General features: G+C 67.0%; 29 protein-coding genes. 14 read left to right on the top strand and 15 right to left on the bottom strand.

The window, feature by feature from the left end:
- Window positions 1–75 precede the first annotated feature (75 nt).
- Window positions 76–2,169, bottom strand: coding sequence for a S46 family peptidase (locus tag FKQ52_RS13235; RefSeq protein ID WP_141627613.1), 2,094 nt, complete (start codon window positions 2,167–2,169; stop codon window positions 76–78).
- Between the two features lie 191 nt (window positions 2,170–2,360).
- On the opposite strand from FKQ52_RS13235, the gene FKQ52_RS13230 reads away from it, so the two are divergent.
- From FKQ52_RS13230 to FKQ52_RS13220, 3 genes are read left to right on the top strand one after another with little or no spacing between them, the layout of a single operon-like run.
- A complete protein-coding gene (locus tag FKQ52_RS13230; protein WP_141627612.1) occupies window positions 2,361–3,533 on the top strand; it encodes an ABC transporter permease in 1,173 nt (390 codons plus the stop codon).
- Window positions 3,530–4,285 carry an ABC transporter ATP-binding protein gene (locus FKQ52_RS13225; protein ID WP_141627611.1) on the top strand — a complete coding sequence of 252 codons (756 nt, stop codon included), beginning with the start codon at window positions 3,530–3,532 and terminating at the stop codon, window positions 4,283–4,285. The genes FKQ52_RS13230 and FKQ52_RS13225 overlap by 4 nt, the downstream gene beginning before the upstream one ends.
- Before the next feature lie 23 nt (window positions 4,286–4,308).
- Complete coding sequence (locus tag FKQ52_RS13220) at window positions 4,309–5,325, top strand: HlyD family secretion protein (RefSeq protein ID WP_141627610.1); 1,017 nt, start codon at window positions 4,309–4,311, stop codon at window positions 5,323–5,325.
- A gap of 12 nt (window positions 5,326–5,337) precedes the next feature.
- Here FKQ52_RS13220 and FKQ52_RS13215 read toward each other — a convergent pair whose 3' ends face one another.
- Window positions 5,338–6,207, bottom strand: a complete 870-nt coding sequence (locus FKQ52_RS13215; protein ID WP_240811655.1) for a LysR substrate-binding domain-containing protein — start codon at window positions 6,205–6,207, stop codon at window positions 5,338–5,340.
- 53 nt (window positions 6,208–6,260) lie between these two features.
- Between FKQ52_RS13215 and FKQ52_RS13210 the strand changes: the two genes are divergently transcribed.
- From FKQ52_RS13210 to FKQ52_RS13195, 4 genes are all read left to right on the top strand, one after another.
- Window positions 6,261–7,418 (top strand): MFS transporter, encoded by a 1,158-nt coding sequence (locus tag FKQ52_RS13210; protein ID WP_141627609.1) that lies wholly within the window; start codon window positions 6,261–6,263, stop codon window positions 7,416–7,418.
- A 92-nt stretch (window positions 7,419–7,510) separates the two neighbouring features.
- A complete protein-coding gene (locus FKQ52_RS13205) occupies window positions 7,511–7,780 on the top strand; it encodes a RebB family R body protein (RefSeq protein ID WP_141627608.1) in 270 nt (89 codons plus the stop codon).
- Between the two features lie 12 nt (window positions 7,781–7,792).
- Window positions 7,793–8,203: a RebB family R body protein gene (locus tag FKQ52_RS13200; RefSeq protein ID WP_240811654.1), complete on the top strand. Its 411-nt coding sequence runs from the start codon at window positions 7,793–7,795 to the stop codon at window positions 8,201–8,203.
- Window positions 8,196–8,531: a hypothetical protein gene (locus tag FKQ52_RS13195; protein ID WP_141627607.1), complete on the top strand. Its 336-nt coding sequence runs from the start codon at window positions 8,196–8,198 to the stop codon at window positions 8,529–8,531. Before FKQ52_RS13200 ends, FKQ52_RS13195 begins: the two co-directional genes overlap by 8 nt.
- Here the strand turns inward: FKQ52_RS13195 and FKQ52_RS13190 are convergent.
- A complete protein-coding gene (locus tag FKQ52_RS13190) occupies window positions 8,518–9,315 on the bottom strand; it encodes a crotonase/enoyl-CoA hydratase family protein (RefSeq protein ID WP_141627606.1) in 798 nt (265 codons plus the stop codon). The genes FKQ52_RS13195 and FKQ52_RS13190 overlap by 14 nt on opposite strands.
- Window positions 9,316–9,465: 150 nt before the next feature.
- Entirely contained in the window at window positions 9,466–9,624 is a 159-nt protein-coding gene (locus FKQ52_RS16485; protein ID WP_168196861.1) for a hypothetical protein, read from the bottom strand.
- 154 nt (window positions 9,625–9,778) lie between these two features.
- Between FKQ52_RS16485 and FKQ52_RS13185 the strand changes: the two genes are divergently transcribed.
- Together FKQ52_RS13185 and FKQ52_RS13180 are read left to right on the top strand one after the other, a co-directional pair.
- A complete protein-coding gene (locus FKQ52_RS13185; RefSeq protein WP_141627605.1) occupies window positions 9,779–10,009 on the top strand; it encodes a DUF1289 domain-containing protein in 231 nt (76 codons plus the stop codon).
- 92 nt (window positions 10,010–10,101) lie between these two features.
- Window positions 10,102–10,623: a TIGR02281 family clan AA aspartic protease gene (locus tag FKQ52_RS13180; protein WP_240811653.1), complete on the top strand. Its 522-nt coding sequence runs from the start codon at window positions 10,102–10,104 to the stop codon at window positions 10,621–10,623.
- 6 nt (window positions 10,624–10,629) lie between these two features.
- On the opposite strand, the gene FKQ52_RS13175 is transcribed toward FKQ52_RS13180, so the two are convergent.
- The 4 genes from FKQ52_RS13175 to FKQ52_RS13160 all read right to left on the bottom strand — a co-directional run bounded on the left by FKQ52_RS13175 (window position 10,630) and on the right by FKQ52_RS13160 (window position 13,093).
- Window positions 10,630–11,454, bottom strand: coding sequence for a sulfite exporter TauE/SafE family protein (locus FKQ52_RS13175; RefSeq protein WP_141627604.1), 825 nt, complete (start codon window positions 11,452–11,454; stop codon window positions 10,630–10,632).
- A 136-nt stretch (window positions 11,455–11,590) separates the two neighbouring features.
- Window positions 11,591–11,800, bottom strand: coding sequence for a helix-turn-helix transcriptional regulator (locus FKQ52_RS13170; RefSeq protein ID WP_141627603.1), 210 nt, complete (start codon window positions 11,798–11,800; stop codon window positions 11,591–11,593).
- A complete protein-coding gene (locus FKQ52_RS13165) occupies window positions 11,793–12,491 on the bottom strand; it encodes a hypothetical protein (protein ID WP_141627602.1) in 699 nt (232 codons plus the stop codon). Before FKQ52_RS13165 ends, FKQ52_RS13170 begins: the two co-directional genes overlap by 8 nt.
- A 62-nt stretch (window positions 12,492–12,553) precedes the next feature.
- The gene (locus FKQ52_RS13160) at window positions 12,554–13,093 is read right to left on the bottom strand and encodes a methylated-DNA--[protein]-cysteine S-methyltransferase (RefSeq protein WP_240811652.1); all 540 of its coding nucleotides are present in this window, start codon (window positions 13,091–13,093) and stop codon (window positions 12,554–12,556) included.
- A 94-nt stretch (window positions 13,094–13,187) separates the two neighbouring features.
- Between FKQ52_RS13160 and FKQ52_RS13155 the strand changes: the two genes are divergently transcribed.
- Both FKQ52_RS13155 and uvrB read left to right on the top strand, forming a co-directional pair.
- Entirely contained in the window at window positions 13,188–14,096 is a 909-nt protein-coding gene (locus tag FKQ52_RS13155) for a hypothetical protein (RefSeq protein ID WP_141627601.1), read from the top strand.
- 94 nt (window positions 14,097–14,190) lie between these two features.
- Window positions 14,191–16,554 (top strand): excinuclease ABC subunit UvrB, encoded by a 2,364-nt coding sequence (gene uvrB / locus FKQ52_RS13150; protein ID WP_240811651.1) that lies wholly within the window; start codon window positions 14,191–14,193, stop codon window positions 16,552–16,554.
- 21 nt (window positions 16,555–16,575) lie between these two features.
- Here uvrB and FKQ52_RS13145 read toward each other — a convergent pair whose 3' ends face one another.
- Together FKQ52_RS13145 and FKQ52_RS13140 are read right to left on the bottom strand one after the other, a co-directional pair.
- Window positions 16,576–19,050: an AAA family ATPase gene (locus FKQ52_RS13145; protein WP_141627600.1), complete on the bottom strand. Its 2,475-nt coding sequence runs from the start codon at window positions 19,048–19,050 to the stop codon at window positions 16,576–16,578.
- Window positions 19,043–19,267, bottom strand: coding sequence for a hypothetical protein (locus FKQ52_RS13140; RefSeq protein ID WP_141627599.1), 225 nt, complete (start codon window positions 19,265–19,267; stop codon window positions 19,043–19,045). Before FKQ52_RS13140 ends, FKQ52_RS13145 begins: the two co-directional genes overlap by 8 nt.
- 304 nt (window positions 19,268–19,571) lie before the next feature.
- On the opposite strand from FKQ52_RS13140, the gene FKQ52_RS13135 reads away from it, so the two are divergent.
- Window positions 19,572–20,120 carry a hypothetical protein gene (locus FKQ52_RS13135; RefSeq protein WP_141627598.1) on the top strand — a complete coding sequence of 183 codons (549 nt, stop codon included), beginning with the start codon at window positions 19,572–19,574 and terminating at the stop codon, window positions 20,118–20,120.
- Window positions 20,121–20,426: 306 nt separating this feature from the next.
- Here the strand turns inward: FKQ52_RS13135 and FKQ52_RS13130 are convergent, their stop codons facing one another.
- From FKQ52_RS13130 to FKQ52_RS13120, 3 genes are all read right to left on the bottom strand, one after another.
- The gene (locus FKQ52_RS13130) at window positions 20,427–20,630 is read right to left on the bottom strand and encodes a cold-shock protein (protein ID WP_141627597.1); all 204 of its coding nucleotides are present in this window, start codon (window positions 20,628–20,630) and stop codon (window positions 20,427–20,429) included.
- Between the two features lie 217 nt (window positions 20,631–20,847).
- Window positions 20,848–21,609 carry an extensin family protein gene (locus tag FKQ52_RS13125; protein WP_141627596.1) on the bottom strand — a complete coding sequence of 254 codons (762 nt, stop codon included), beginning with the start codon at window positions 21,607–21,609 and terminating at the stop codon, window positions 20,848–20,850.
- A 45-nt stretch (window positions 21,610–21,654) separates the two neighbouring features.
- On the bottom strand, window positions 21,655–22,785 hold the full coding sequence (locus FKQ52_RS13120; RefSeq protein WP_240811650.1) for a beta-lactamase family protein: 1,131 nt from the start codon (window positions 22,783–22,785) through the stop codon (window positions 21,655–21,657).
- A 138-nt stretch (window positions 22,786–22,923) separates the two neighbouring features.
- Here FKQ52_RS13120 and ppk2 point away from each other — a divergent pair, with 138 nt between their 5' ends.
- Window positions 22,924–23,673: a polyphosphate kinase 2 gene (gene ppk2, locus FKQ52_RS13115; RefSeq protein ID WP_141628367.1), complete on the top strand. Its 750-nt coding sequence runs from the start codon at window positions 22,924–22,926 to the stop codon at window positions 23,671–23,673.
- Here the strand turns inward: ppk2 and gluQRS are convergent.
- Both gluQRS and FKQ52_RS13105 read right to left on the bottom strand, forming a co-directional pair.
- Complete coding sequence (gene gluQRS, locus FKQ52_RS13110) at window positions 23,670–24,521, bottom strand: tRNA glutamyl-Q(34) synthetase GluQRS (protein WP_141627595.1); 852 nt, start codon at window positions 24,519–24,521, stop codon at window positions 23,670–23,672. The two genes, ppk2 and gluQRS, sit on opposite strands and share 4 nt — an antisense overlap.
- Complete coding sequence (locus FKQ52_RS13105) at window positions 24,518–25,660, bottom strand: cupin domain-containing protein (protein WP_141627594.1); 1,143 nt, start codon at window positions 25,658–25,660, stop codon at window positions 24,518–24,520. Before FKQ52_RS13105 ends, gluQRS begins: the two co-directional genes overlap by 4 nt.
- A gap of 44 nt (window positions 25,661–25,704) precedes the next feature.
- On the opposite strand from FKQ52_RS13105, the gene FKQ52_RS13100 reads away from it, so the two are divergent.
- The gene (locus tag FKQ52_RS13100) at window positions 25,705–26,361 is read left to right on the top strand and encodes a DNA-3-methyladenine glycosylase (RefSeq protein ID WP_141627593.1); all 657 of its coding nucleotides are present in this window, start codon (window positions 25,705–25,707) and stop codon (window positions 26,359–26,361) included.
- The last annotated feature ends 9 nt before the right edge of the window (window positions 26,362–26,370 follow it).

The following is a 26,370-nucleotide window of genomic DNA, read 5'->3' as shown; positions in this document are numbered from 1 at the left end:
GGACCATGAAACCAGAAGGGGCCGCCCGGCAAGTGCGGACGGCCCCCTCGAAGGTACGACGATGTCGCGCCGGTCTTAGCGGCGGCGACGTTGCGGACGGTCGACGCCCAGTTCCTGAAGCAGGCGCGGGCTCGGATAGATGTTGCGCAGCGCTTCGGTGATCGCGGCGGTCGAGACCGAGACGGTGCGGTTCAGTTCACCGTCGTAGCCGAAAGAGCCGCCCAGCGAGTGGATGTTGCCGTCGAAGGCGGCGCCGATCACTTCACCGTTGGCGTTGATCACGGGCGAGCCCGAGTTGCCGCCGATGATGTCGTTGGTCGAGGTGAAGTCATAGACCGTGGCCTTGTTCACGCGGGCCTCGTTGTCGATGAAGGCCTGGGCCGCGTTGAACGGCTCCGAACCGGTGGCCCGCTCGTAAAGGCCGCCCATGTAGGTGAACGGCGGCACGGTCACGCCGCGGTAGGTCCAGCCCTGCACCTGGCCGTAAGACAGGCGCAGGCTGAAGGTGGCGTCCGGATACAGGTTGGTGCCGTAGACCGCGAAGCGGGCCTGGGCGACCTTCTCGGCGGCGCGGGCGGTGGGGGCGTTGACCTCGGCGTTCCAGCGGGCGCCGACGGCGGCGGCCGCGTCGTCGTTGGCCAGCACGAAGGCCAGCAGCGGATCGGCGGCGGCCAGCTGTTCGGCGGTCATGGTCAGCGCCTGGGCGCGGAAGGCCGGGTCGGCCAGCTTGGTGCCCGAGATCAGGCGGTCAGCCAACGCTTCCGGGCTTTCGCGTCCCAGCATTGCCTTCACCTGCGGATTGTCGACCGTCAGATACTCGCGGGTCTTCGACAGCCAGTAGCGCAGACGGATTTCTTCCATGTCCGTGTAGATCGGCGTTTCGGCCGAGATCGCGGCGGACATCCGGGCGCGCTGTTCAGGGGTCAGGTTGGTGTTCTTGGCCGCACGGACGATCGCGCGGGCGTAGGAATACAGCTGCGAACCGCCGCCGGCCGATTGCTCCAGCTGGCGGTAGGGCAGGTACAGGTCGCGGGCGACGCCCTGCACGCGCTCCAGGTCGGCCCACGGATCGCCGATGCGCTGCACCAGCGAGGGGTCGGCGGCGACGCGGGCGCGCAGCTCGTTCTCTTCCTCACGCTTGCGGGCCATGAAGGCCGGGTCGGTCAGGGCGCCTTGCTGGCCGTAGTAGACCTTGAAGCTGTTCTCGAGGCCGAAGATGGGGTCAAACGAGACGCGCTTCGCCTCATCGCCGGTCAGCGAGTACTCGAGCAGGCGACCACGCAGTTCCGAGCTCTGGATCAGGGTGATTGGCAGTTGCTGATCGCGCAGGCGCTCCAGCTGGCTCATGGTCAGCAGGCGCGAGGTCGAACCGGGATTGCCCGACACGAAGGTTACGTCGCCTTCGGCCGGAGCGTTCGGGTTCCAGCGCAGATAGTTGTTGCCGACTTCAACCGGCTTGCCGTCCTCGTACGCGCGCAGGAAGGCGGCATCCAGAGCGTAGCGCGGGAAGTTGAAATTGTCGGGATCCCCCCCGAAGAAAGCGGCCTGATTTTCCGGCGCGAAGACCAGGCGGACGTCGTCGTACTTGCGGAACTTGTACAGGGCGTACTTACCGCCGCGGTAGAAGCTGATGACCTGACAGTTGAACTTCGCATCGCCGGCGCAGGCTTCCTGCTGGATCTTGTTGATCTCGGCCGAGCGCGCGGTGTTGAAGGCCGCGCCTTCGAGGCCCGCGCCGGCCGCCAGAACAAGGTCGGTGACGTCCACGATCTCGGTCAGCACCTCGGCGGTCTGACCGGGGCAGCGGCGCTCCTCCTCACGGGTGGCCGACAGGAAACCGTTCTTCACCAGGTCTTCGCTGGGCGTCGACAGTTCCTGCGAGCAGCCGACGACGCAGTGCCAGTTGGTCAGGATCAGGCCTTCCGGCGAGACGAAGGAGGCCGAGCAGCCCTGGATGCGGACCGAGGCGTTGCGCACGCGGTCCAGCCACTGCTGGTCGATGCGGGTGCCGTAGCGCTGGTTCACCGTCGCGATGGGGAAGTTGTCATAGGTCCACATGCCTTCGTCCGCCCGGGCGGTGTCCGGCGCGGCCATGATGGCCATGACGCCGCCGACGGCGATGATGGACGCGGTCGCCTGAACGGCGGAACGCAACGAGCGGAACAGCATGAAGTGGTCTCCTCTGGGCTCGACCCTCTTCGCCGGCCCTCTTGGCGCGTACCTAGCGCCAGTCTCCGCCGGTCGTCCACGGTTTCCCGCGCGGGTCCTGCCTGAACGGTGATCGCCTTACCCCGATTTAACTTGGCCACAACCACAGGGGCGGTCACATAGCGACCAACGTCGGGGATACGTCACAGTTCATGTCGCTAGCACTCTCAACCCTCCTGTACGAATGGCGCCGCTACATGGCGGCTGTGATGGCGCTCGCGCTGTCGGGTCTGCTGGTGCTGGCGATGACCGGTGTCTTCATCGGCATCGGCAAGGGCTTCACCGCGACCATCGAGCGCTCCAGCGCCGACATCATCATCATGCAGCCGGGCGCCACCAGCCTGATCGGCGGACCGTCGGGCGTGCCGCGTCGCTTTATCCCCCTGGCCTATCGCAATCCGGCCGTGGTGGAGGTCCAGCCGCTGGACGGCGCGGGCGGTTCCTTCCAGTCGGTGAAGAACGTCGATCCCACGATGTCCCAGGCCGATCGCGCCAAGATGGGCGCGCCCCGGCAGCAGTTCGTGCAGTCCATGGTCATCGATACCACGCCCGGCTCGGTGACCATTCCGACGGACTATTCGCAGGAACTGGTCGACGCCCTGCGTCAGCCCTACACCGTCGCCATCGACGAGACCGCGACCAGCAAGCTGGGCGTGAAGCTCGGCGACCGGGCGCTGTACAACGGGCAAACCGTCACCGTGGTGGGCATTACGCGTGGCTACCCGAACATGATGCAGGCCACCGTGATCATGTCGCGCGACACGCTGCGCATGGTCGGGCAGGCCGATACAGGACCGCGCGTCGGTCCGCTGATGGTCAAGCTGTCCGATCCCTCTCAGGCCCAGCGCGTGGCCGATGAGCTGAACGTCCAGGGCGACGGCCAGTGGAAGGCCTGGACCCGTCAGCAGCTGGCGGACGCCAACGCCGGCGCCATGTTCCAGGAGGGCATTCTGGTCATCATCATCGGCGGATGCGTGGTGCTGGGCACCATTATCGGCGTGGCCATCACTTGGCAGACCCTGCGCGGCGCCATCATGGCCAACATCAAGGAGTTCGCCTCGCTGCGCGCCCTTGGCGTCGGCATGGGCAGCCTGCGTCGCATTGTTATGGAGCTCAGCTTCTGGGTCGGTTGCGTCGGGGTGGTCGCGGCGATCTTCCTGACCTGGTTGATCTCGCTGTTCGCGATGGCCAACGCCGTCATCATCGCCCTTCCGTTCGGCCTGCTGCTGATCGTCGGCGGCGGTCTGATCATCATCGCCATGCTGTCCGGCCTGCTGTCGCTCGGCATTCTCAAGAACAGCCAACCTGCGGACCTGCTGCGATGACCGGCCATACCAAGGTTCACGGAAAGCACGGCGACTTCGCCATCGAGGCCAAGGGTCTGGTCAAGCGATTCAAGTCGGGCAAAAGCTTTGTGCAGGTGCTGAAGGGCGTCGATTTCGACGCGCGCCACGGCGATCTGACCATGGTCATGGGGCCGTCGGGGTCGGGCAAATCGACCCTGATCGCCGCCCTGTCCGGCCTGCTGCGTCCCGAGGAGGGCCGTGTCGATGCACTGGACGTCGATGATCTGTGGAGCTTCTCCACGAGCAAGATCGACAGGTTCCGCCTCGATCATTGCGGCTTCATCTTCCAGGGGTTCAACCTGTTCCCGGCCCTGAGCGCCCTGCAGCAGGTCGAGATCGTGCTGAAGTTTCAGGGGCTGTCCAAGGGTGATGCCAAGAAGCGCGCCCGGCTGGCGCTGGAGGAGGTCGGCCTTGGCCACCGCCTGCACCAGCGTCCGACCGCCCTGTCCGGTGGTGAGAAGCAGCGCGTGGCCATCGCCCGCGCCCTCGCCAAGGACCCGCACATCCTGTTCGCGGACGAGCCGACATCGGCGCTCGACGGCGAGAACGGTCAGGTGGTCATCCGCCTGCTGCGTCGCGCCGCCACCGAGCACGGCGCCGCGGTCATCTGCGTGACCCACGACCCACGCCTCGAGGCCTGGGCCGACCGGGTCATCCACATCGAAGACGGCGTCATCACCAGTGACGAGCGCCGAACCCCCAATCCTGACGCCGCCCTGGCGTCGCACTGAACGCCCTTTCCGGACCGAGAAACATTATGCGCTTCCTCAAAAACAAATGGCTCTGGATCGGCCTGGCGTGCGTCATCCTGATCGTGGTCGGGTTCCTCGTCCTGCAAGGTAACGCCAAGGCGAAGAAGGCCGAGGAAGAGAAGGCCGCCGCCGAGAAGGTTGAAAGCCCGTATGCCGCCATCGCAAACGGCAAGGTCGATATCGAGGGCGGCATCATCCAGATCGCGGCCCGTCGCGGCGGGGTCGTGCGCGAGGTGCTGGTGCAGGAAGGCGACCGTGTCGTCGCCGGACAGATTCTCGCCCGTCAGGAAGACGACGAGCCCCGCTTGGCCCTGCAGACCGCCAACGCCGATCTGGCCTCGGCCGAGAGCCAGTTGCGCCTGATCCAGGTCGACATCCGCGCCGCCCGTCGTGAGTACGAGCGCATGGAGCGTCTGGCCGCCACCAACTTCGTCGCGGCCCAACGCCTCGATCAGGCCCGCGACGCCATCGCCCAGGCCGAAGCCCGCCTCGGCTCGCAGCAGGCGACGGTCCAGACCGCTCGCGCCCGTCGCGATCAGGCTGCCTATGACGTCGAACTGACGATCATCCGTTCGCCCTCGGCCGGGCGCATCGTGCGCCGTTACGCCAACCCGGGCGCCGGCGCCTCGACCCTGAACGTGTCCAACATGTTTGATCTGGAGCCCGACGCGCCGCGTATCGCCCGCGCTGAAATCGTGGAAAGCGACATTCCGAACGTCGCCGACGGTCAGCAGGTCGAGATCACGCCGGAAGGTGATCCGTCCAAGGTCTATGTCGGTACGGTCATGCGTCGCGCCGCCGTCTTCGGCGCTCGCAAACTGGCCTCGGACGATCCCTCGCAGCGTTCGGACGAGCGCGTGGTGGAGGTCGTGGTTTCGGCCGGTGACGCGCCCCTGCTGATCGGTCAGCGCGTGCTGGTGAAGTTCATGAAGCCGGGCCAGACCGCCGGTGCGTCGCGCACGCCTTCGGTGGGCGTGCCGGCCAACCGCTCGATGCAGGCGCCCGCCCGTCAGGGCTGATGACTTCAGGGATCAGGCGTGCGTCGCGCGCGCCTGATCCTTCAGCCAGCGCATCAGGGTCCGCTCGGCGCTGTCCGGCTCTCCGCCGTTCCGGATCAGGGCCAGCGCCCCGTCGTTGGGAACGAAGCCGAACGGGGCGACCAGTCGTCCCGCGGCGATGTCATCCGCCACGATCATCCACGGCAGCACCGCCGCGCCCAGCCCCGCCAGGGCCGCGTCCAACACCACATGCTGATGCGGCAGGACCCGGCTGCGGCCTCCGGGCTGCGCCTGCCCGCTGAGTTCGCTCCATTCCGCCCAGGCGATTTCGCGGGTGCGCGTGATCAGCCGTGTCGACGTCATGATCGAGGCGGCCAGCGCCGGTGCGCAGACCGGTCCGACCCGGTTCTCCGCCAGAACCTCCAGCCCGGGTGTGTCGCGCATCGCCGCATCGACGTGCCTGAGCGCCAGATCGGCGCCCCTCTGCTTCAGCGCCCGGTTCTCCAGTTCGGTGATGTGCAGCACGATCTCGGGGTGGCGCGACTCAAGATCGGCCAGCCTTGGCACCAGCCATTTGACGGCCAGGCTGGGATGCACCGCCAGACGCAGTTCGCGGCGCTCCCGGATCCGTCCGACAGCGGCGGCCAGCTTGTCGAAGCCCTCGGTCAGCCCGGCCAAAAGCGTGCGCCCCTGCTCGGTCAGCCGCAGTCCGTGTTTCGGTCCCTCGAACAGGCGAACGCCCAGCGCCGCCTCCAGCGCCTTCACCTGACGGCTGACCGCGCTGTGGGTCACGTTCAGCTCCTGCGCCGCGCGGGTGGCGCTGCCGGTCCGCCCCATGGCCTCGAACGCCCTCAGTCCGTTAAGTGACGGCAGGCCGCTCCGGGGTGTGAGGTTTTCGAACATGGCAACGCGGATATGTCGCTTTCGCCGGACGAGCAATCCCGCGATCCAGCGCCATGTCCGTTCGCACCTTCCTCGTGGTTCCCATCCTCGGCCTTGGTCAGATGGTGGCCTTCGCCTCCAGCTACTACCTGCTCGGCGTGTTGGGGGAGCCGATGGCGCGCGCCTTCGATCTGCCCGCATCCGCCGTCTTCGCCGCCCTGTCCGTCGCCTTTCTGATCTCCGCGGCGCTGACCCCGTTCGGCGGGCGCTGGATCGAGCGGCGGGGCGGGCGGCGCGTGCTCGGCGCGGCGCATCTGGCTTTCACCGGAGCCCTTTCGCTGATCGCCTGCGCGCCGTCAGGAGCGGTCTTGCTGGCCGGGGTCGCCCTGCTGGGGCTGGGCATGTCCATCGGGATGTACGGCACGGCCTTCGCCCTGTTGGTCCAGATCCACGGGGCGGCGGCCCGGCGGCCGATCACCGCCGTGTCCCTGATCGGCGCGCTGGGCGGCGGTCTCGGCTGGCCGGTCAGTCGCATGGTGATCGAGGCCGCCGACTGGCGCACCGCCTGTCTGGTCTGGGCGACGGCCCATCTGCTGGTCTGCCTGCCGCTGACGGTGCTGCTGCTGCCCGGCCATCGAGCATCGGCTCCCTGTCCGAAGGCGGACCGGGCGCGGCCGGTCCTGTGGGACCGCCGGATGATCCAGATCGCGGGCGTCTTCGCGGGCGGCTGGATGGTCTCGACCGCCATGGGCGCACATCTGCCGCGTTTGCTCGGTGATCTGGGACTGAACCCGGTCCACGCGGCCTGGGCGGCGGGGCTGACGGCCGCCAGCGCGGTCGCGGCCCGCCTGTTCGATCTGCTCGTCCTGCACCGTTCGCATCCGGTGCTGACCGTCCGCATCGCGTCCCTGTTTCACCCTCTGGGAGCGGCGCTGGCCGTCGCGGGGGGTGCGCGTCTGGCGCCCTTGCTTGCGGTGGGGCAGGGGCTGGGCAACGGCATGCTTTCCGTGGCGTCCGGCGTTCTGCCGCTGCACGTTTTCGGCCCGGATCGGTACGCGGTCCGGCAGGCGCTGGTCCTGACCCCCGCGCGGTATCTGCAAGCGGTGGCCCCGGCGGCCTATGCGCTGGTGATCGACGTGTCGCCCGTGGCGGCGCTGACCCTGTCCAGCCTGATCTGCTTCGGCGTCTTCGCCCTCACCCTTGGCCTGGGGCCGGCGCGGGCGGGGCGTTAAGACTCTTCTCGGATAGCGGCGGTTTTTAATTTCTGTACAATCTTTGCGGGCGTCGTAATGTGCGCTCTCTCAAGCTTCACAGGAGAGACGCCGTGGCCTTCCCGACCTCAGTGAACGATCAGGTTACCGACGCGATCACCCAGAGCAATGTTAAGGTTCTGGGCGAGTCCCCTGCTGTCGCCATGGGTAATCTCTACCAGACCATGGCGCATTCCACCGGACTGGCGTTCGAGAACGCGGTCTCCAGCCAGAACCAGCAGGCGGTTCTGGCCCAGTCGGCCACCGTTCAGGGCGTGATGCAGATCTACAGCCTGGATGCGACCGCGGCTCCGGTCGCGCCCGCGGCTGACAAGCCCGCCTGACGGAGCCGGCCGATGCCGCCTCGCCGCCGCGCCGCGCCCGCTCCTGCCGGGGCGCCCGGACCCACGGACGCCGATCCGCTTCCGGACACGCCTGACGCCAGTGACATCCCTGACGCCCTTTCATCGGAAGACCCGACCATGGCCTATCCCACGTCCGTTAATTCCCAGATCACCGACGCCGTCACCCAGGCCAATGTGAAGGTCGTGGGCGAAGCCCCGGCCATGGCTCTGGGCTCACTGTACCAATCAGCCGCTCACTCGCTCGGGATCATGTTCGAGAACGCGGTCACCGCTCAGCAGAACCAGAACATCATGGCCCAGGCTGCGACGACCCAGGGTGTGATCGCCCTGTATCGGTCCAGCGGGCTCACGCCGCCGCCGTCGGCGGCTCCGCGTTCGGGCGAGGGCGCCGACGGTGCCTGACGCGAAGGCCTCCGCGGACGAGGCGATCCTTCAGGCCCTGCTCGCGTCGTCCGACCGGACCGGTGACGCCATGCTCCGGCTGGCGGCCACCCAGACGGCCTGTTTGGTGATCAGCGACGCGGCCGGCAGTCTGCGCCGGATGTCGATGGTGTTCGAGGCCGCGGCCACGGCCGCTCTCGTCCGTTCGCTGGAGCCCGGCGGCGGCTCAGTCGGCTCCGGAGCTCTGGATCAGGCCGAGCGCACCATGCGGGCGGCGCTGGACAGCTTCATCGCCACGACCGATGCGGCGCTCAGGGTCGCCAGAGTTCAGGCGTCTACCGCCCCCTGAACTCCGGCTTCCGCTTGTCCAGCACGGCGGCGATGCCCTCGGCATGGTCGTCGGTCAGGTGGGCCAGCGCCTGCATGGCGGCTGTCATCTCCAGAATCTGGTCAAAGGTCGCGTCGCGCCCCTGACGCAGCAGGGCCTTGGTCATACGCAGGGCGTGGGGCGCCTGCGCGGCGATTTCGCCTGCGGTCTTCATCGCCTCGTCCAGCAGGTCGGCGGCCGGGACCACCCGGTTGACCAAGCCCCAGTCATACGCCGTTCGTGCATCCACCGTGCGGCCCGTGAACAGCATCTCCGCCGCCCGGGCGTAGCCGACGTTGCGCGGCAGCAGCCAGGCGCCGCCGTCGCCCGGCAGAATGCCCAGCCGCAGGAAGGGCGCGCCGAACGACGCCTGTTCGGACGCGATGCGAATGTCGCCCAGCCCGGCGATGTCGCCACCCAGCCCCATCGCCGGCCCGTTCACCGCCGTCACCAGCGGAACTTCCAGCCCGTACAGGGCGCGCACGATCAGCTGCACTTCACGTCGATAGCTTTCGCGGATGTCCGGCCCTGTCCCGCCGAAGGCGCCCGACCGATCCCGCATGGCCTTCAGATCGCCGCCTGCCGAGAAAGCGCGCCCGGCGCCGGTCAGCACCACACAGCGCACCGCGCGGTCCGCGTTCACCGCCTCGCAGGCGCGGGCGAAGGCGGCGCCGTCGCCGGGATCGGGCAGGGCGTTCAGCCTGTCGGCGCGATTCAGCGTCCAAAGCTCGATCGGGCCGCGACGTTCGATATGGATCAGGGTCATGAGACGGTGGCGAGTGGCGAGCGGGTCAGGTCCCGGGTCTGACTCAGTAGTCGCTTGTCCGCCGCGGCCCAACCCGCAAACTCGCCACAAAGCAAAAGCCCCGGACCTTGCGGGCCGGGGCTTTCCTGTTCTTCGGATCCGGGTCTCGCCTTACCGGCGCGCCCTGTCGATCTTGATCGGCACGAAATTGGACGGGTGGCTGATCACGCGATCGCCGGCGCCGTTTGTGTGTTTCGTGTTCACGAGCATTCCGCCCCAGAGCGCAAAGCTCATCATGGCGTGCTGCAGGTTGCGGTCCTTATCGTTCATCTGTGATGTCTCCTTTCGTTGAACGATGAAAAGAGACACGTCGTGCTGATCGGGGGTCTCACCGTCATAGTCGTTTCGCGTCATGGTGAAGGTAGGATAATCATGCGCGGATTGCAAGTGTTTTTACTCCGGTAGCGGACCATATTTCTCGCAGATGTCATCAAACCCGTCCGACCTTCCCCGACAGCCTCAACGACCGGTCGCCACGCCCTGCGTGAAGGTCTGCATCGTCGACGGCCCGACGGGGCTGTGCCTGGGTTGCTATCGCACCCTGCAGGAGATCGGCGGCTGGAGCGCCCTGAGCGATGAACGCCGCGCGGAGATCATGACCCAGCTTTCGTCCCGCCGCTCGCGGATTGATCCGGCGAAGCTGGGGCCGGTCTGAGCTTAACCCCCTGTCCACCATCCTCCTTCACCGCATCCCAATCGCTCTGTGGGACAGAGGGGGCAGCCGCAGGAAGCGGCGGTAGTTGCGGGATGCGCGTCCTGATGCGTTTCGACCTGTCCTCTCTCGGTGTGCTGGGCCTCGCCGTCGCTTCGTCCCTGACCGTCCTGTGGTGGATGGATCAGAGCGGTCTGCGCAACGAGGCGCAGGCGGCCGAGTCCGCCGCGATCAGCGCCCCCGCCACCGGCGGTCCGGCGCAGGTTCTCAAGGAGCCGGACGGGCATTACTGGGCGGATGTCCGGATCGACGGCCGCGCCATCCACGCCATGGTCGACACCGGCGCCAGCGTCATGGTCCTGACCAAGGAGGACGCCGTGCGCCTGGGGCTCGGGCTGAAGCCGGATGACTTCGACGCAAAGCTTGTCACCGCCTCGGGGCCGGTCGCCGCCGCCCCTGTGCGCCTGCGGTCCGTGTCCGTATCCGGCGCCCGTGTCGAGAATGTCGAGGCTCTGGTGGTGGCGGAGGGGCTGCCCCACTCGCTGCTCGGTATGAGCTATCTCGGCCGCCTGTCCAGCTTCACCGCCACTCCGGCCGCACTGACCCTGACGCCCTGATCTCTCTCAGATCGCCTTCAGGACCACCGACAGCGCCGTCCCGATCATGTAGAGGGCGAACACCTTGCGCAGCACCCGCTTGTGCAGCCTGTGCGCCAGTCTGGCGCCCCAGGGCGCGACCGCCGTGGTCAGCACGCCCATGATGATCGCGGCGGGGATGTTGATGTAGCCGAGACTGAACGGCGGACGCCCGGCGGCGCCCCAGCCGAACACCAGAAAGCCCAGCGCCGCCGCGCCGCCGATGGCCACGCCGAAGCCTGATGCGGTCGCCACCGCCTGATGGATCGGCCGTCCGCACAGGGTCATCACCAGCCCGCCGAAGCTGCCGCCGCCGATCCCCATCATGGCGGACAGGCCGCCGATGGCCGTGCCGACGATCCGGCGCAGCCAGCCGGTCGGCAGGTCCTTCGCCAGTGTGAACCGCTCGGGCAGCAGGCCGAGTTGCAGACCGATCAGGACCAGGCAGACGCCATAGACGATGGCCAGCCCCTCCATCGAGGCCACGCCCGCGATGCCTGCGCCGACCAGTCCGCCCAGCCCCACCCAGGGCGTCCAGCTTTTCAGCACCGCCTCATCGACGGCCCCGTGGCTGCGGTGCGCCCTCAATGACCTCAGCGACGTCGCGACGATGGTCAGCAGGGATGTGCCGACCGCGACGTGCAGGTTGCTTTCACCCCCGACGCCCAGCACCTCGAACGCATAGAACAGAGCGGGCACGATCACCGTCCCGCCGCCCACGCCGAACAGCCCGGCGACCACGCCGCCCGCCAATCCCGCCGCGGCCAGCGCCGCCAGCAGGATCAGGATTTCAGACAGGGGAAGGGCGGTCATGGTTGCGGTCTAGCTGCCCGCTGTGAGGACGAGAAGGGATTAGGGATTAGGGATTGGCGAAGTGGGCAGAATGAAAGCCTGACTGCTCGGTCAGCTAAATCCCTGGTCCCTGATCCCTAATCCCTAATCCCTCTCTTCAATCCGTCAGCCAGAACAGGTCCTCGACCTTCACATCCAGCGCCCGCGCGAGGCTCAGGGCGAGGATGGTGGACGGTATGAAGACGCCGTTCTCGACGGTGTTGACGGTCTTGCGCGACACCCCGGCCTTCTCGGCCAGTTCCGCCTGCGTCAGACCCGCCGCCTGCCGCGCCTCCTTGAGACGGGACGCCAGTCGGGGATCAGCCATCGTCTTCCATCTCTCGCTCGGCGCGGCGGTGCAGGGCGGCGAAGCGCATCGCCGCTGTCGCCGCGGCGATCCACAGCACCATCGGCAGCGCCACCACCGTCACGCGCGGGTTCCACAGGCCGACCAGATACAGACCCATCACCCCGACCAGCAGGACCCAGAAGGCCCGGATCATGGCGTCTGCGCGGTAGCTGCGGGTCAGTTCGTCCTCCAGTAGCCGCTTCTGCTTCCGCGAGCCGCCGTCCCAGCCCATGATCATCACCGGGATCAGAAGCACGTTCAGCACCGCCGCCGCGGCCAGAAACACGCCGCTCAAGCTCGGGTCCTCGCCGCTCAGCCACTCATCGGCCCGCGCCATGGCGATCACGGTGAGGCCCAGCATGGCCACCGGCAGGAAGTTGATCCGGGCCACCCAGTCGCGCTGCAACCGGTCCCGATAGCCGCCGCTTTGCGCCAGTCGCTTCTGCGCCTCGCCCGGGCGAAACGCGATCAGGCCGCCCAGCCCCGCGACCGCCACCACTGCTCCGACCACCGTAGCGACGGCCAGCAGGCGCGCGGGATCGAGACCGTCCTCATGCCAGAACAGGCCCGCCAGAACGGCCGAGAACATGCCCAGGCAGAAGATCGCGACCGCGATGCGGGAGCGAAGCTCGCGCCGCCGCTCCTGCGCCTTCCAGTCTGTTTCCGTCATGGTGTCGCCTCCCGTGTCACCTACGGGTTACATGTCACCTGTGGGTTACATGAGTCAAGCGGTCAGAGCAGCAGGGCGCCTTCGTGCCTGAGCAGCCAGGTCTTGCGCTCCAGCCCGCCCCCGAAGCCGACCATGGCGCCGTCCGCGCCGACGACCCGGTGGCAGGGCAGGACCACCGCGATCGGATTCCGGTTCAGGGCCACGCCCGCCGCCTGCGCCGCGCCCGGCTCGCCCGCGCGTCTGGCCATCTCGCCATAGCTGATCGTCAGTCCCGCCGGGATGTCCGCCAGCCCCCGCCAGACCCGCGCCTGAAATCCGTCCGCCGCGACCGCCCCGTCCAGCGACCACGGGATACACCCCAGCGCCGCCTGATCTCCCGCGAAATAAGCGTCCAGCCTCACCCGCATAGCCTCCGGCGTCTCTCCGTCAACCAGCGCGACGTCCGGGTATTCCCGCCGCATCACCTTGGCCAGCCCCTCGCCGAACGACACCCCGCGTAGCCGCCCCTCCGCATCGCAGGCCAGAGCCAGCGGGCCGACCGGGGAGGGCAGGGTGGAGACGGTCAGCAGCATCCTTGCATCCTGCCCCGAGTCCGCGATCATGGCTCGCGGCTTTCGGACCTTCACCCGGGGCGTAAGGCAACCATCGTCGGGCGGCGTCGTTTCCCCGACCCGAACAACGGTCGGAGATGACCTGATGCCTTCCGCCAAATATCTGTCCGCCATCGCCGCAGGCGCCGTCGTGCTGGCTGCCGCTCCGCTGGCCATGGCCCAGACACCCTACGGCTCCACCCAACAGCCGCAGTCGACCCAGCAGCAGGACGCCTTCGGGGCCATTCTGGGAGCCCTTTTCGGCGACCGTCTGGGCGTGTCCAGTTCGCTGGAGGCGGAGTGGAGCCGGGGCCGCCGTCCCCTGTCCAACCAGAGCGCCCAGTTCCAGACCCGGCTCGACACCGATGTCCGCGCCGGTCGTCTGTCCAGCAATGAGGCCCGCCGCCTGCGGGACGAGTATCAGGATCTGGTCGATCTCGAGGCCCGCTACACCGCCGACGGCCGGGTGACGACACAGGAGCGCGCCGATCTGGTCGCCCGGTATCGCGAGTTCTCCCAGCGCGTCGAAGCTGGCGGCTCGGACTATTCCTCGGGCCGCAGCAGCGTCGCGGACGGTCGCGCGGACTTCGAGGCGCGCGTCGATGCCGCCGTGCGCACCCGCCGCCTGACCCGCACCGAAGGGACCCGCCTGAAGGCCGACTATTCCGACCTGATCCGCGTCGAGGCCGGATATCTGCGTGACGGACGCCTGACCGCGACGGAGCGGGATGATCTCGACAGCCGCCTCGATGCGCTCGACGCCCGCGTCGGCGACGGCCCGATCGGCGGCGGGAACAGCGGCTACCTCGACAACCGCACCCGCCTGAACAACATCGACCGCGCCCTGTCGTCTTCCGGCCTCGGCAGCACGGTGCAGGCCCAGATCCGCGTCGAGCTGGGCGACCTGACCCGTCTCGAGGCCGCCTACAGTCGCATCCAGCCGTCGTCGGACGACCGCGCCTATCTGGAGCGCCGGATCAGCGATCTGGAAACCCGCGCCCGTATTCGCCGCTAAAGCGCTGTCCTGCTGCCAACCTGCTGTCAGCAGGCCAACCTCGAAGGGGCGTGCGTCACTGGCGCGCGCCCCTTCCGCTGACTAGATTGCGTTCATGGCCCGTTCTCCCCGCTCGTCGACACAGATCACCCCCCAGGGGACGCGCAAGCCCGAGCATGTGCGGTCCGAGGCGGCAGGAGTGTCAGAGGCCTCGACGCCCTTCGTCTTCGACGCGGGCGCCAAGCCGAAGCACATGCCCATGTTCGCCCCGGTCGCGGGCCCCCGCCTGACGCCCGAGGAAGCCCCCGGCAAGCCCGAGGGCTGGACGCCACACCGTCCGCAGCGGCCCGGCGACAAGAAGCGCGTCCCGTTCCGGCTGGAGACGAAATACACCCCCGCCGGCGACCAGCCCTCGGCCATCGCCGAATTGGTGGCCCAGGCGGAGGCGGGCGACCGCGATCAGGTGCTGCTGGGCGTCACCGGCTCGGGCAAGACCTTCACCATGGCCAAGGTCATTGAACAGACCCAGCGCCCGGCCCTGATCCTGGCCCACAACAAGACCCTGGCCGCCCAGCTCTATTCCGAGTTCAAGAGCTTCTTTCCCGACAACGCCGTCGAGTATTTCGTCTCGTACTACGACTACTACCAGCCGGAAGCTTATGTTCCAAAATCAGATACTTATATCGAAAAGGACTCTTCGATAAACGAGCAGATCGACCGGATGCGGCACTCGGCGACGCGGGCGATCCTCGAGCGGGACGATGTCATCGTCGTGGCCTCGGTCAGCTGCATCTACGGCATCGGGTCGGTCGAGACCTATACGGCGATGACCTTCACCCTGAAGGTCGGGGACCAGATCGATGAGGCCAAGCTGCGGGCCGATCTGATCGCGCTGCAGTACAAGCGCAACGACTTGCATTTCGAGCGCGGCATGTTCCGCAAGCGGGGCGACACCCTCGAAATCTTCCCCGTCCACATGGAGGACCGCGCCTGGCGCATCCAGCTGTTCGGGGATGAGCTGGAGTCCATCCAGGAGTTCGATCCGCTGACCGGAAAAAAGACGGCCGATCTGGAGGAGATCACCGTCTACGCCGCCAGCCACTACGTCACCCCGCGCCCGTCGCTCAATCAGGCCATGACCGGCATCAAGGCCGAGCTGAAGGAGACGCTCGACTGGATGAACGAGAACGGCAAGCTGCTGGAGGCCCAGCGCCTTGAACAGCGGGTCCGCTTCGATCTGGAGATGATGGAGGCCACCGGCTCCTGCGCCGGCATCGAGAACTACAGCCGCTGGCTGACCGGCCGCGCGCCGGGCGAGCCCCCGCCCACCTTCTTCGAATACATCCCCGACAACGCCCTGCTGTTCGTGGACGAAAGCCACGTCACCATCGGCCAGATCGGCGCCATGTACCGGGGCGACTACCGCCGCAAATCGACCCTGGCCGAGTACGGCTTCCGCCTGCCCAGCTGCATCGACAACCGCCCGCTCAAGTTCGACGAATGGGACGCCATGCGCCCCCAGACCGTCCACGTCAGCGCCACCCCCGGCCAGTGGGAGCTGGCCCAGACCGGCGGCGTCTTCACCGAACAGGTCATCCGCCCCACCGGCCTGATCGACCCCCCGGTCGAGATCCGCCCGGTCAGCGGCGCCACCCGCAACCAGGTCGATGACGTCATCGACGAGGTCCGCCAGACGGCGGCGAAGGGGTACCGCTCCCTCGTCACCACCCTGACCAAGAAGATGGCCGAGGACCTGACGGAATACATGCATGAGCAGGGCATCCGCGTCCGCTACATGCACTCCGACGTCGACACCCTCGAACGCATCGAGATCCTGCGCGACCTGCGCTTGGGCTCATTCGACGTCCTGATCGGCATCAACCTGCTGCGCGAGGGCCTCGACATCCCCGAGTGCGGTCTGGTCGCCATCCTCGACGCCGACAAGGAGGGCTTCCTGCGCTCCGAAACGTCGCTGATCCAGACCATCGGCCGCGCCGCCCGGAACGTGGACGGCCGCGTCATCCTGTATGCCGACCGCATGACCGGCTCGATGGAGCGCGCCATCGCCGAGACCAACCGCCGGCGCGAGAAGCAGGAAGCCTACAACGCCGAACACGGCATCACGCCGGAATCGGTCAAGCGCGACATCAAGGAGATCATGGCCTCGCCCTACGAGAGCCGCGAGATGGACCGCCTGACCCGCCCCGGCGTGGCCGAGGAGGCCAAACCCTTCATCGGCTCCAACTTCCAGGCCGCCCTCAAGGACCTGGAAGGCCGCATGCGCAACGCCGCCGCCAATCTGGAGTTCGAGGAAGCCGCCCGCCTGCGCGACGAGATCAAGAAGATGAAGCTCCTCGACCTCGAGTTCGCCAACGAAGCCCTGACCGGGGCCGGGGAAGAGGTCGACAAGTCCGCCCCGAAGCGGTGGCGGGCCGAGGCGGCGGCGGAGAAGGCGGAGGCGTTCCGGAAGGGGCGGTGAGGGGGCCTAGCCTGATACTTCCTACTTCACTGGTGGGGTGCTGCCTTCAAACTGTGCCTCGCAGCTTCCGTGGGCACATACCGGCTTCCTAAAATCGTGCGGTCTTTTAAACCGTGTTCGCGCGCATTTCGAACAGGCGAAGAACGCTTTGAATGTACTGAACTCTGCCCAACGCGCTTGTTCATCTCCCTTTGAGCCGTCGCCATATGGGCCTTCTTGGAAGTGGCTTCCGAAGTTCTCGACTACTCCTTGCTGGAGGCTGGTGAGAAAGCGATTGTTCACCCCCGGCACCAGCGGGATCGTAATTTTCGCACCATTCAGGAATGTGGCAAGCGCAGCCGCCAGTTCGCTTCGCTCGTAGGAGTACGCGCGTTCTAACGAGCGGATGCGCAGGTTGACCCCGAAGTCGCGGCAAATGGAGAGAAGCCATTCCTCCTCTGCCTGCCGCATCTCATTGGCTGCGGATTCTCCGGCCGCCCATCGAGTTTGAATCATCGCATCGGTCACCTTCTCGTCGGCAAACCGTGGGCCGTAGTCCCGATCCAGCCGAATGATCCGGGTGAAGCGCCAGTCGGCCGCTCCGAGTTGATCGCGCAGATAGAGGTAGAAGCGCTCATCGTGCGTAGTGATGATCAGTTGGAAGCCGGCGAATTCGTTCGCCAGAAGTGCTGCAATGGTTCGTCGATGGTCGGCATCGTAGGACGTAACCACATCGTCTAGGGCCACGATCGGGGCGTTCGTGTTGAATGCCTTGATCGCCGCCAATCTAAGCGCCAGAGCCAGTGAGTGAATCTGAGAGTCGCTTAGATAGCCTCCTGGCTGAACGCCTTGGCGATTGTCCGAGAAGTCGATCAGAAGGTTTAGTCGCTGTTGGTTGTCGTCTTCCTCGGGTGGGAGCTCCAGACGGACCGGTGCCGCACTGTTTCCCTGTATCGCCCGGTAGATATCGTTGACGGGCTTTCGGAGCCCATCCAGCAGTACTTGGAGCTTGATGCGGATCTCGCCCGATACGAAGGCGCTCTGCGCCGTCAGTTCATCAGAAAGGGCTGTAAGCTCGGTAGCTGTCCGTTCGGCCAGCTCTTGATCGGTTCTAATCGCAAGAAGGCGGTCCACCTTAGCCTTTGCCTTGGCGTAGGTATGTGCACCCTGCTTCTTCTCGATGTCGGCGATGGCGGTGTCCAGCGTCGTCAACGACGCCAGAACTGCGGAGATTGCCGGTGCCGCATCGGGAGTGGTGCCATCCTTCCAGGCGTCAATAACCGTGCGATAGAGCCCTAGTTCATCACGCGCATCTTGGAAGTTGTCAGGCAAAGTGATCGTCTTCAAAATACCAGCAAGGCGAGTATGAGCGGCCGCTAGTGACTTTGCCGCCGCCTCGTCATTCTTCTTCGCTTCGGCATAGTCCTTGAGCGCCGCTAGGCGGTCGGCGATATGCTGATGAACACCGGCGGCTCCTCCCGCTACGCTGTTCGCTATGGGCGTTAGGCAGAGTGGGCATTCTGCTACGACAAACGTCGCATCCTCTGCGAACAGCGGCTCGGCTTCCTTCCAGACAGCGGCAAATGCCGCTTCAGTGGCGGCGGCACGTTCGACCGCGAAAGCCTTCGCTGTTTCGGCTTTCGCAGCGACGGCTGCAGAGAAAGTTACGATGAGCCCTTGGTCAATGGACTGACCGGTGTCGGGGTCATCGACCACCTCGTAAAGCGCCGCCAACGCGTTACGTATCTGACGCATCCCCTCTAAACCGAGGCGCTTCTCCTCGGCTTGGGACCGCTCAGAGAGGGTTACGAACGCCGGATCTTCCTGCGTCAGCACTGCAAACCTCAAATGGCTATCGAGCGGCGCAATCACGACATCATTTACGTAGGCCAGCAGCGCATCGGCGTTCCATGCTTGAACGACTTGGCTGGTTTCTTTGGAGAGTTGCGTGTTGATGCTCGTAAAGGGTGACTCGTCTTCCGCGGCAGCCTTGATCCCGCGACGAAGGGAACGGAGGTTCCGTTGGGCATTCACCAACGGGCCGAGCTGGAGCCAAGTCGCCACGGACTCGTATCGCTGCTCAGCCGTTTGGGCTTCCACGAAGCTTCGCAGCGCATGCCCACGGATGATTGGAGCGACCACGAACTGTGCTTGGACATCTGTCGCCGCGGGTGCCCGTACGCGTTTTCCAGCAACGCCCCGGTTTCCTTCACTGTCTTCTGTCCCGCGGCGAAATGCGGTGGAAACGCTTGCAACGATCTTTCGGTCGTCGGCTAGATGGTGCGCTAGCGCAGATACGCCAGCCTTGTTGTGAATGGCTCGAACGCCGAGGCGCTCGAGCGACCCGTCATCGGAGAATGCAAACTCCAAGGCATCCACGATGCTCGATTTGCCGTGCCCGTTCGGCGCAAACACAGCCAGCGAACGCTGGGTAGTGAAGTCGAAAGTCTTCGGGTCGAGGTAGGCCCGGAAACCCTGAACAAGCAGGGTTCGCAGGAAGTAGGGAGCGTTACCCATTCGCCACCTCTACAGGGGCTTGTGCTCGCGTCTTTGCCAGAGCAACAACGGCCGCTTTTGCCTGCGCCACCGCGTCGTCAGCCACATCCGACGCGAGAATATGTTCAGCTAGAATTGCTGCAAGATCGCTATCAACAGCGTCCCGCTTAGCTAACCTCGTCCCGACGTTCTTGAGAAATGCGTCCGGCGTTTCCGGCGGTTCTTCCTGATTGCTCATGGTGCCCTCCCGCCATCATCTCTATCACCGCGCAACAATAACGCGAATGAAAGTTGGTGGACCTCCCAACCGATAGCGGTGCTCCGGTTTCGCTCGTTTGCCGGAGGATGGCGAAAGCATGGGGCGTTTTCGGCCCTCCCCACTCGGTCGCTGGCCCCCCTCCCCGGGCGGGGAGGGAAAGAGCCGACACTCACCCTTGCGCGCGAGGACGACGGCTGCGCCGTCGTGCGCGACCACCCTCCCCATCGGGAGAGGGAAAACCCATGCGACCAATTTTGACGCACCGCCGGTCTATCCTCCGCCCATGGACTGGAGCGATCAGAAAATCCGTTCGGATGAGAGCTGGGACGAGATCCGGCGGTGCTGGGAGGCCGGGGAGACCGGGGCGTCGCTGGCGCGGCGGTATCAGGTCGGGCTGGCCAACCTGTGGCGGCGGCGGGCGTCGGAGAGCTGGCGGCGTCCGGAGCGGGTGGATGCGAAGCCGGAGCCGGTGGAGGGCTGGGATCGGTGGGCGCGGGCGCGGCTGGACGAGTTCGAACTGAGGCTGGCGGAGCAGCGGGCGCTGGCGATGACCCTGGCCGAGGCGATGACGGGGGCGGGGCCGCCGGTGGGCACGCCCCTGTGGCATGTCGGCTTTGTGCTGGAGTGGCGGGCCGAACACCTGGGCGCCGAGGCGGCGGCGAAGGATCGGGCGTGGCTGACCGCGAAACACCCGTGGGCGGAGGGGTTCTGGGATGAGGAGGGCCGCCTGCGGCGGGCCGGCTATGTGGACATGCTCATTCTGATGGCCAACCGCGCGGCGTGGCGGGAGGAGACGGGCGTGCCGGACGGAGTGGCGGAGGATGTGCCGTGATTGTCTCCCTTCCCCCTCGATGGGGGAAGGGTCGGGGATGGGGGTGCGCTCTGTGCCTGTGTGAGTGTGGCGCATTGGGAGAGGTCGACTGAGCCTCGCGGACTCGTCCTGAAATGCCCTGCCGCCACCCCCACCCAACCCTCCCCCATCGAGGGGGAGGGCTTGGTTGAAAGCGGATCAGCCTGCGCGAAGCGCCAGGCCGCGTCGGGTCGGGAGGTCCCGAAGGGCCGACGGTCCGCGGCCCAAACAAAAAGGCGCGGCTGCCGAAGCTGCCGCGCCCTTCCGTTTCGACATGGATGTCGGTCCTTAGAGGACCTTCAGATCCACGGCCGAGGTCTTGCCGCGCTGGGATTCCAGCTCGTATTCGACCTTGGCGTTTTCATCGAGGCCCGCGAGGCCAGCCTTCTGAACCGCGGTGATGTGGACGAACACGTCCTGACCGCCGCCATCAGGCTGGATGAAGCCATAACCCTTGGTCGGGTTGAACCACTTGACCGTACCGGTCGCCATTGTGCGTCTCCGTAAACGCGCTTTTCCAGGCGGATGCCCCTGCGGGGAATCCGTCAGCCCATCTGGACAAGCTCGTTCAGTAGAAGGAGCGCTGCACGGGGATGGAGACCGCGCGAAATCCGGACTGCGGGCGAAGTTCTCACCCGCAAAACAGCGGCGGTCAACAGCAAAGCGATTCACTCGCAAGGCGAAAAGGGTAAGCGAGGCCTTACCTTCCCTAGCGGCAGAGGCCGCGTTCGGCTCCGTCGAGGTGCAGGTGGTCGCGGTGGGCCTCGTTGTAGTCGGGGCTCAGGACGGTGGAGAAGACGCGGCAGGCCCCGTCGCGCAGGCGTTTGAGGAAGCGGGCGCGGGTGTCGGCCTCGGGGCCGTCTCCGGTCCAGTCATTGGCGATGGAGACGTGGCGGCCGTCCTCGAGGGTGACGCCCGCGACATCAAGGGCGTTGGCGCGGGCGTGCTCGCTGGGCCGGTCGTCCGGACGGTCGGAGTTGTAGATGCGGCGGCAGGAATAGGAGCCGTAGTTGTCGACGCGGGCCACGCGGGAGCCGAAAGCCTCCTGCGCGGCGGGCTGGAGCACCTGACGGTCCCAGATGACGTAGCGGACGGCCAGCGGGCACTGCATGACCAGTCCGCCGGGCGCCAGGGGGGTGATGTCGCCGCCGGTGAGGCGCACGGCGCCCTGAACGACGCAGAAGCCGCCGTCGTCGCGGTCCTCGGCCCGTTCGACCCGCACCCCCGCCTCGCGCAGGATGCGCATGCAGGCGTCGGTGACGGCGGTCACTTCCTCGGGCGCGGACAGGCGGGTGACCTCGAAGTCGCTGACCTTGGCGGCGGTGGCCTGACCGATCGGGTGGTTCAGGTCCAGCGGCTTCCACGGCAGATCCTGATGCGGGGCGAAGGCGTTGAGCAGGGCGAAGGCCGCGCAGACACCCAGCGCGGCCTCCCACAACAGGTTCCAGAAATCGGCGAAGTCGCGCTTCATGCCGGGACAGGGTTAACCGTCCCGGCGGCGCGGGCAAGGAGAAGCTTACGGGGCGAAGGCGATAGGGATCAGCTTCTGCAGCGCGCCCTGACAGGCGGCGCGCCCGGCGGGGCCGTCGTTGCTCAGGACGATGACGGCCCGCTCACGCCGGGGCGCGGCGGCGACGGTGCAGTGCCACATGGTGTTGGAGCCGTCGTGGCCGATGACCGGGCCCGGACCGCCGACGCCGCCCCACGGCTGCTGACGCACGCCCCAGCCGCAGGCGTAGGCGGCGCCTTCGGGCGGGGTGGTCAGGCGGTTCAGGCTGTCGGCGCCCAGCCAGCCGGGGGCGCCGCCCATCATGGCGCTGATGAAGCGGGCGTAGTCGTCCAGGCTCATATGGGCCGTGCCCGCGGGGCCGAGGGCGGCGGGATTGTCGGCGCCGGGGGTCTCGGGCGGGATGGCGGTGCGGGTCTCGCCGATCAGGCGGTGGCCCCAGGGATTGTCGCGCCCGGGCGGCGGGCCGAAGCCGGCGCTGGTCAGGTTCAGGGGCGTGTAGAGCTCGGCCCGCATGGCGTCCTCCCACGACCCGCCCGTGATCCGCTCGATGGCCGCGCCGATCAGGATGTAGTTGGCGTTGCCATAGGCGAAGGTTCCGCGCGGCCCGGCGGGCGGGGCGGCCAGAATCCGCTCGACCATCGCCCGGCGCTGCCCGGGCAGGGGGCGGGCGTCGGCGCGGGCGCTGATCAGCCAGTCGCGGTTGATGACGGGGCCGTCCAGCAGGCCCGCGCGGTGGTGCATGACGTCATCGAGCGTCAGGCCGTCCCAGCCGCGGTCGAGGGTCAGCTCGGGGAAGGCTTCGTTCAGCGGCATGGCCCAGCGGGCGCGACCCTGCTCGATCAGACGGGCCAGAACGGCGGCGGTCATGGCCTTGGTGTTGGAGCCCAGATGCCAGCGGTCCCGCAGGGTGACGGGATCGGCCTCGCCCTGACGTCGGACGCCCCGCACGCCGGTCCAGTCCAGCCCTTCGGGACCGAGGACGCCCGCGGCCATGGCGGGCGGTCCGGCGGCGGCGAAGACCTCGCCCAGCGCGGCGTCGGCGCCGGTCAGGTCCGTGGCGAAGGCCATACGAGGCAGGGCGCCCGCCAGAGGCAGGGCGGCGAGGCCGGTCAGCAGGCTGCGGCGCGAAGCGAGCATCCGGGGTCTCCTGTGCGAGGGCTCAGGCTTAGCCGTATCAACGGTCGCCTACACGTTAGAACGCGGAAAGGTTTGTGGCAGGTGCTGAAACACGTCTGCAACATTGCCCTGATGGCGCAGGGCGCGCAGGTTGGGCGCATGGGCAAGAATTCAGACGACTACGACAAGGCGCTGGAGCAGCTGCAGGTCAAGCTGGTGGAGACGCAGGCGTGGACCATCGAGCAGGGGCTGCGCACCCTGATCGTGCTGGAGGGGCGCGACACGGCGGGCAAGGACGGCGCGATCAAGCGGCTGACCGAATATATGTCGCCCCGGCAGACGCGGGTGGTGGCCCTGCCAAAGCCGACCGAGCGCGAGGCGAGCCAGTGGTATTTCCAGCGCTACGTCAGCCATCTTCCGGCGGCGGGCGAGACGGTGATCCTGAACCGCTCCTGGTACAATCGTGGCGGGGTCGAGCCGGTGATGGGCTTCTGCACGCCGGAACAGCACGCCCAGTTCCTGAAGGATGCGCCGCGCTTCGAGCGGATGCTGACGGACGACGGGATCGTGCTGATCAAACTGTGGCTGGACATCTCGCGTCAGGAGCAGGCGACGCGGTTGGCCGAGCGGCGGGAGGACCCGCTGAAGCGGTTCAAGCTGTCCTCGCTGGACGCCGAGGCCGAGGCTCGCTGGGACGCCTACAGCGGCGCCCGCAACCGGATGCTGGAAGAAACGGATACGAAGGCGGCGCGCTGGACCGCCGTGGCCACCGACGACAAGAAGACGGCCCGGCTGAATGTCATCCGGCACGTGCTGCGCAGCATCGGCGGGCCGGGCGAAGCGGCGGATGCACCGGACGCGAAGATCGTCTTTCCGGTGGCGGACAATCTGGATCGGCTGTTCCGCTAGACGCCGAGTTCGGCCCGCAGGGCGGCGGGCGACACACCCTGTGAGCGCAGATGGGCCAGCGTCACCGACCCGTCCCGCTTGGCATAGCGGCGGCCATCGGGGCCGGTGATCAGGTGGTGGTGGCGATAGGTCGGCGTCGGCCAGCCCATCAAGGCCTGGATCAGGACCTGAATGTGGGTCGCCTCGAACAGGTCCAGCCCCCGGATGATGTGGGTGATCCCCTGCAGGGCGTCGTCGTGGGTAACGGCGACGTGGTAGGCGGTTCCGGCGTCCTTGCGCGCGACGACGACGTCTCCGGCGGTTTCGGGCCGGGCGCGGATCAGACCTCGTTCGCCGGCGGGGCCTGCGCCCTCTTCGACAAAGGCCAGCGCATCCCATGCCCGACCGCCGAGAGCCGCTCGCGCGCGATCCAGCGACAGCCGCCAGGCGAAGGGCTTGCCCTCGGCCAGCAGGGCTGCCTCCTCATCGACGGGGTGCGGGCCGGGCCGGACGGCTTCGGGACTGCCGTGCGGGGCGTCGCCGATGGCGTCAAGAATGTCCTTGCGGGTGCGGAAGCAACGGTACAGCAGGCCACGTCGGTCCAGCACTTCGATGAGCGTGGCGTAGTCGGTCAGATGTTCAGACTGACGACGCACAGGCGTCTCCCACTCCAGCCCGAGCCAGTCCAGATCTTCGAGGATCCCGGCATCATACTCGGGCTTGCAGCGTGTGGGGTCGATGTCCTCCATCCGCAGGATGAACCGTCCGCCCCCGGCCTTCGCCGCCGTCCATGCCGTCAGGGCGGAAAAGGCGTGACCCTTGTGCAGTCGCCCGGTCGGGGAAGGGGCGAAGCGGGTGGTCAGGCTCACCTCGCCTGTTCCCGGACCAGCGCGCCGGCGGTGACCGCGGCCTCGACCGCCGTCCGGACGTTGGTCTCGGACGTGTAGTCGATCTCGGCGATCAGATCCTCGATCGCGAAGCGACGCTGGCCAATCATCCATTCGTAGACGCCGCGGATAATCGAGGAAGACGGCGGGAAGGCCCGGCCGGTGGTCTGGTACAGGGTGACCGGCTTGCGAACGGGCAAGGTGTAGGCGGGCGGACGGATCACCAGCCGTTCCTGGGCTGCGATCACTTCATCAAGGAAGGCGGGGGAAGCCATGAGGCGGCTCAGGTAATCGCTCATTTCCGCCACCTGACGGCGCAGGGCGACGCCGCTATCCCGATGCGCGGGCGGCAGATAGGCCCGGAAGCCCGGGTTCTGCATGGCCGCATGGTCCAGCAACTGGAACAGGATGCGGCCATAGAGCGGCGCCACGGAGAAGGTGATGTGCAGCGAGGGGCCGTCCTTGGCGAGGGCGTCGTGATACCAGCCCCTCGGCAGGTACAGGACGTCGCCGGGGCGCATCGTCACCTCCTGGAGGATGGGGCCTCGGCTCTGCTCGAAGAACAGACGGGTCTCCGGCGTGTCGGCAGGGTTTTCGGTCGGGTTTTCGGCCCGGTTCTGATAGAGGTTCCAGACCTTCTCGCCTTCGGTCTGAACCACGAAGACGTGGTGGTTGTCATAGTGGCTGCCGAAGGCGCGAACGCCCTCGAACGAGCAATAGACATTGGCGCCGATCTGGGCGCCGTAGGCGCTGCCCAGCGCCGCTGCGACCGCGGTGACGGGCGGGTGCAGATGCGTCACCTCATTGGCCACCACGCTGGCGCCCGCCGACATGAAGACCTCCACCTTGGCCGGGAAAGGACGCATGACCATGCCGTCGGGGGTCTGGACCGGCTGGCAGTACTGTTCCGCCGGAACAGCCTGATGGTTCCGCATCAGCCGCAGCGACGCGGCCGACCAGTTGGCGGTCTGGTTCAGCAGGCCGTTCCAGGCCGACCAGGTCAGCACCTCGCGTTTGCGCGCGTCGTCGGTCGCCGGAATATACAGCGGTTTCCGGTCGTCATACTCCGCGAGGAATTGCGCGGGCGTGATCGGGTGCAGAATGTCGTCCAGGGTCAGCATGCGAAACGATTAAATGGCCCGATCCCGACTGTCGATGAGGTCTGATGCCCGTTCCGCCCACCCCTGAACAGATCGCCGCCGCCCGCGCCGCGCTGGTCATCCTCGACCCGCGTCTGACCGAGGCCCAGGCCTGTGTGCCCGTGTTTGAATGGCGGTCCCGCACCGGTGGGTTCGAGGGCCTGTTCCGCATGATCGTGGAGCAGCAGGTTTCGGTGCAGTCCGCCGCCGCCATCTGGAAGCGGGTGATCGATGGGTTAAGCGGCGAGGTAACGCCGGAGCGAGTACTGGCGACCGAGATCGCGGCGCTGCGCGCCATGGGTCTGTCGGTTCAGAAGGCGACCTATGGCCATGAGATCGCGCGGGCGCATGTGGAGGGGCGGATCGACTTCGACCATCTGGAGCGACTGTCGGACGAGGAGGCGGTGGCGAAGCTGGTGGCGATCAAGGGTGTGGGCCGGTGGACCGCCGACACCTTTCTGATGTTTTGCGAGGGGCGGACGGATGTGTTTCCGGGCGGGGACATCGCCCTTCAGGAGGCGATGCGCTGGGCCGATGGATCGCCCGAGCGGCCGAAGGAGAAGGCGGCCAACCTGCGGGCCGAGGCCTGGAGCCCGCATCGCAGCGTCGCGGCTCATCTTCTCTGGGCCTGGTACGGAGCGGTGAAGCGTGGCGAGATCGTGCTGGAGAACCCGCCCGCATAAAGGCTAGGC

The organism is Brevundimonas sp. M20 (assembly GCF_006547065.1).
GTDB lineage: Bacteria > Pseudomonadota > Alphaproteobacteria > Caulobacterales > Caulobacteraceae > Brevundimonas.
This window is presented reverse-complemented; position numbering and strand designations above follow the sequence as displayed.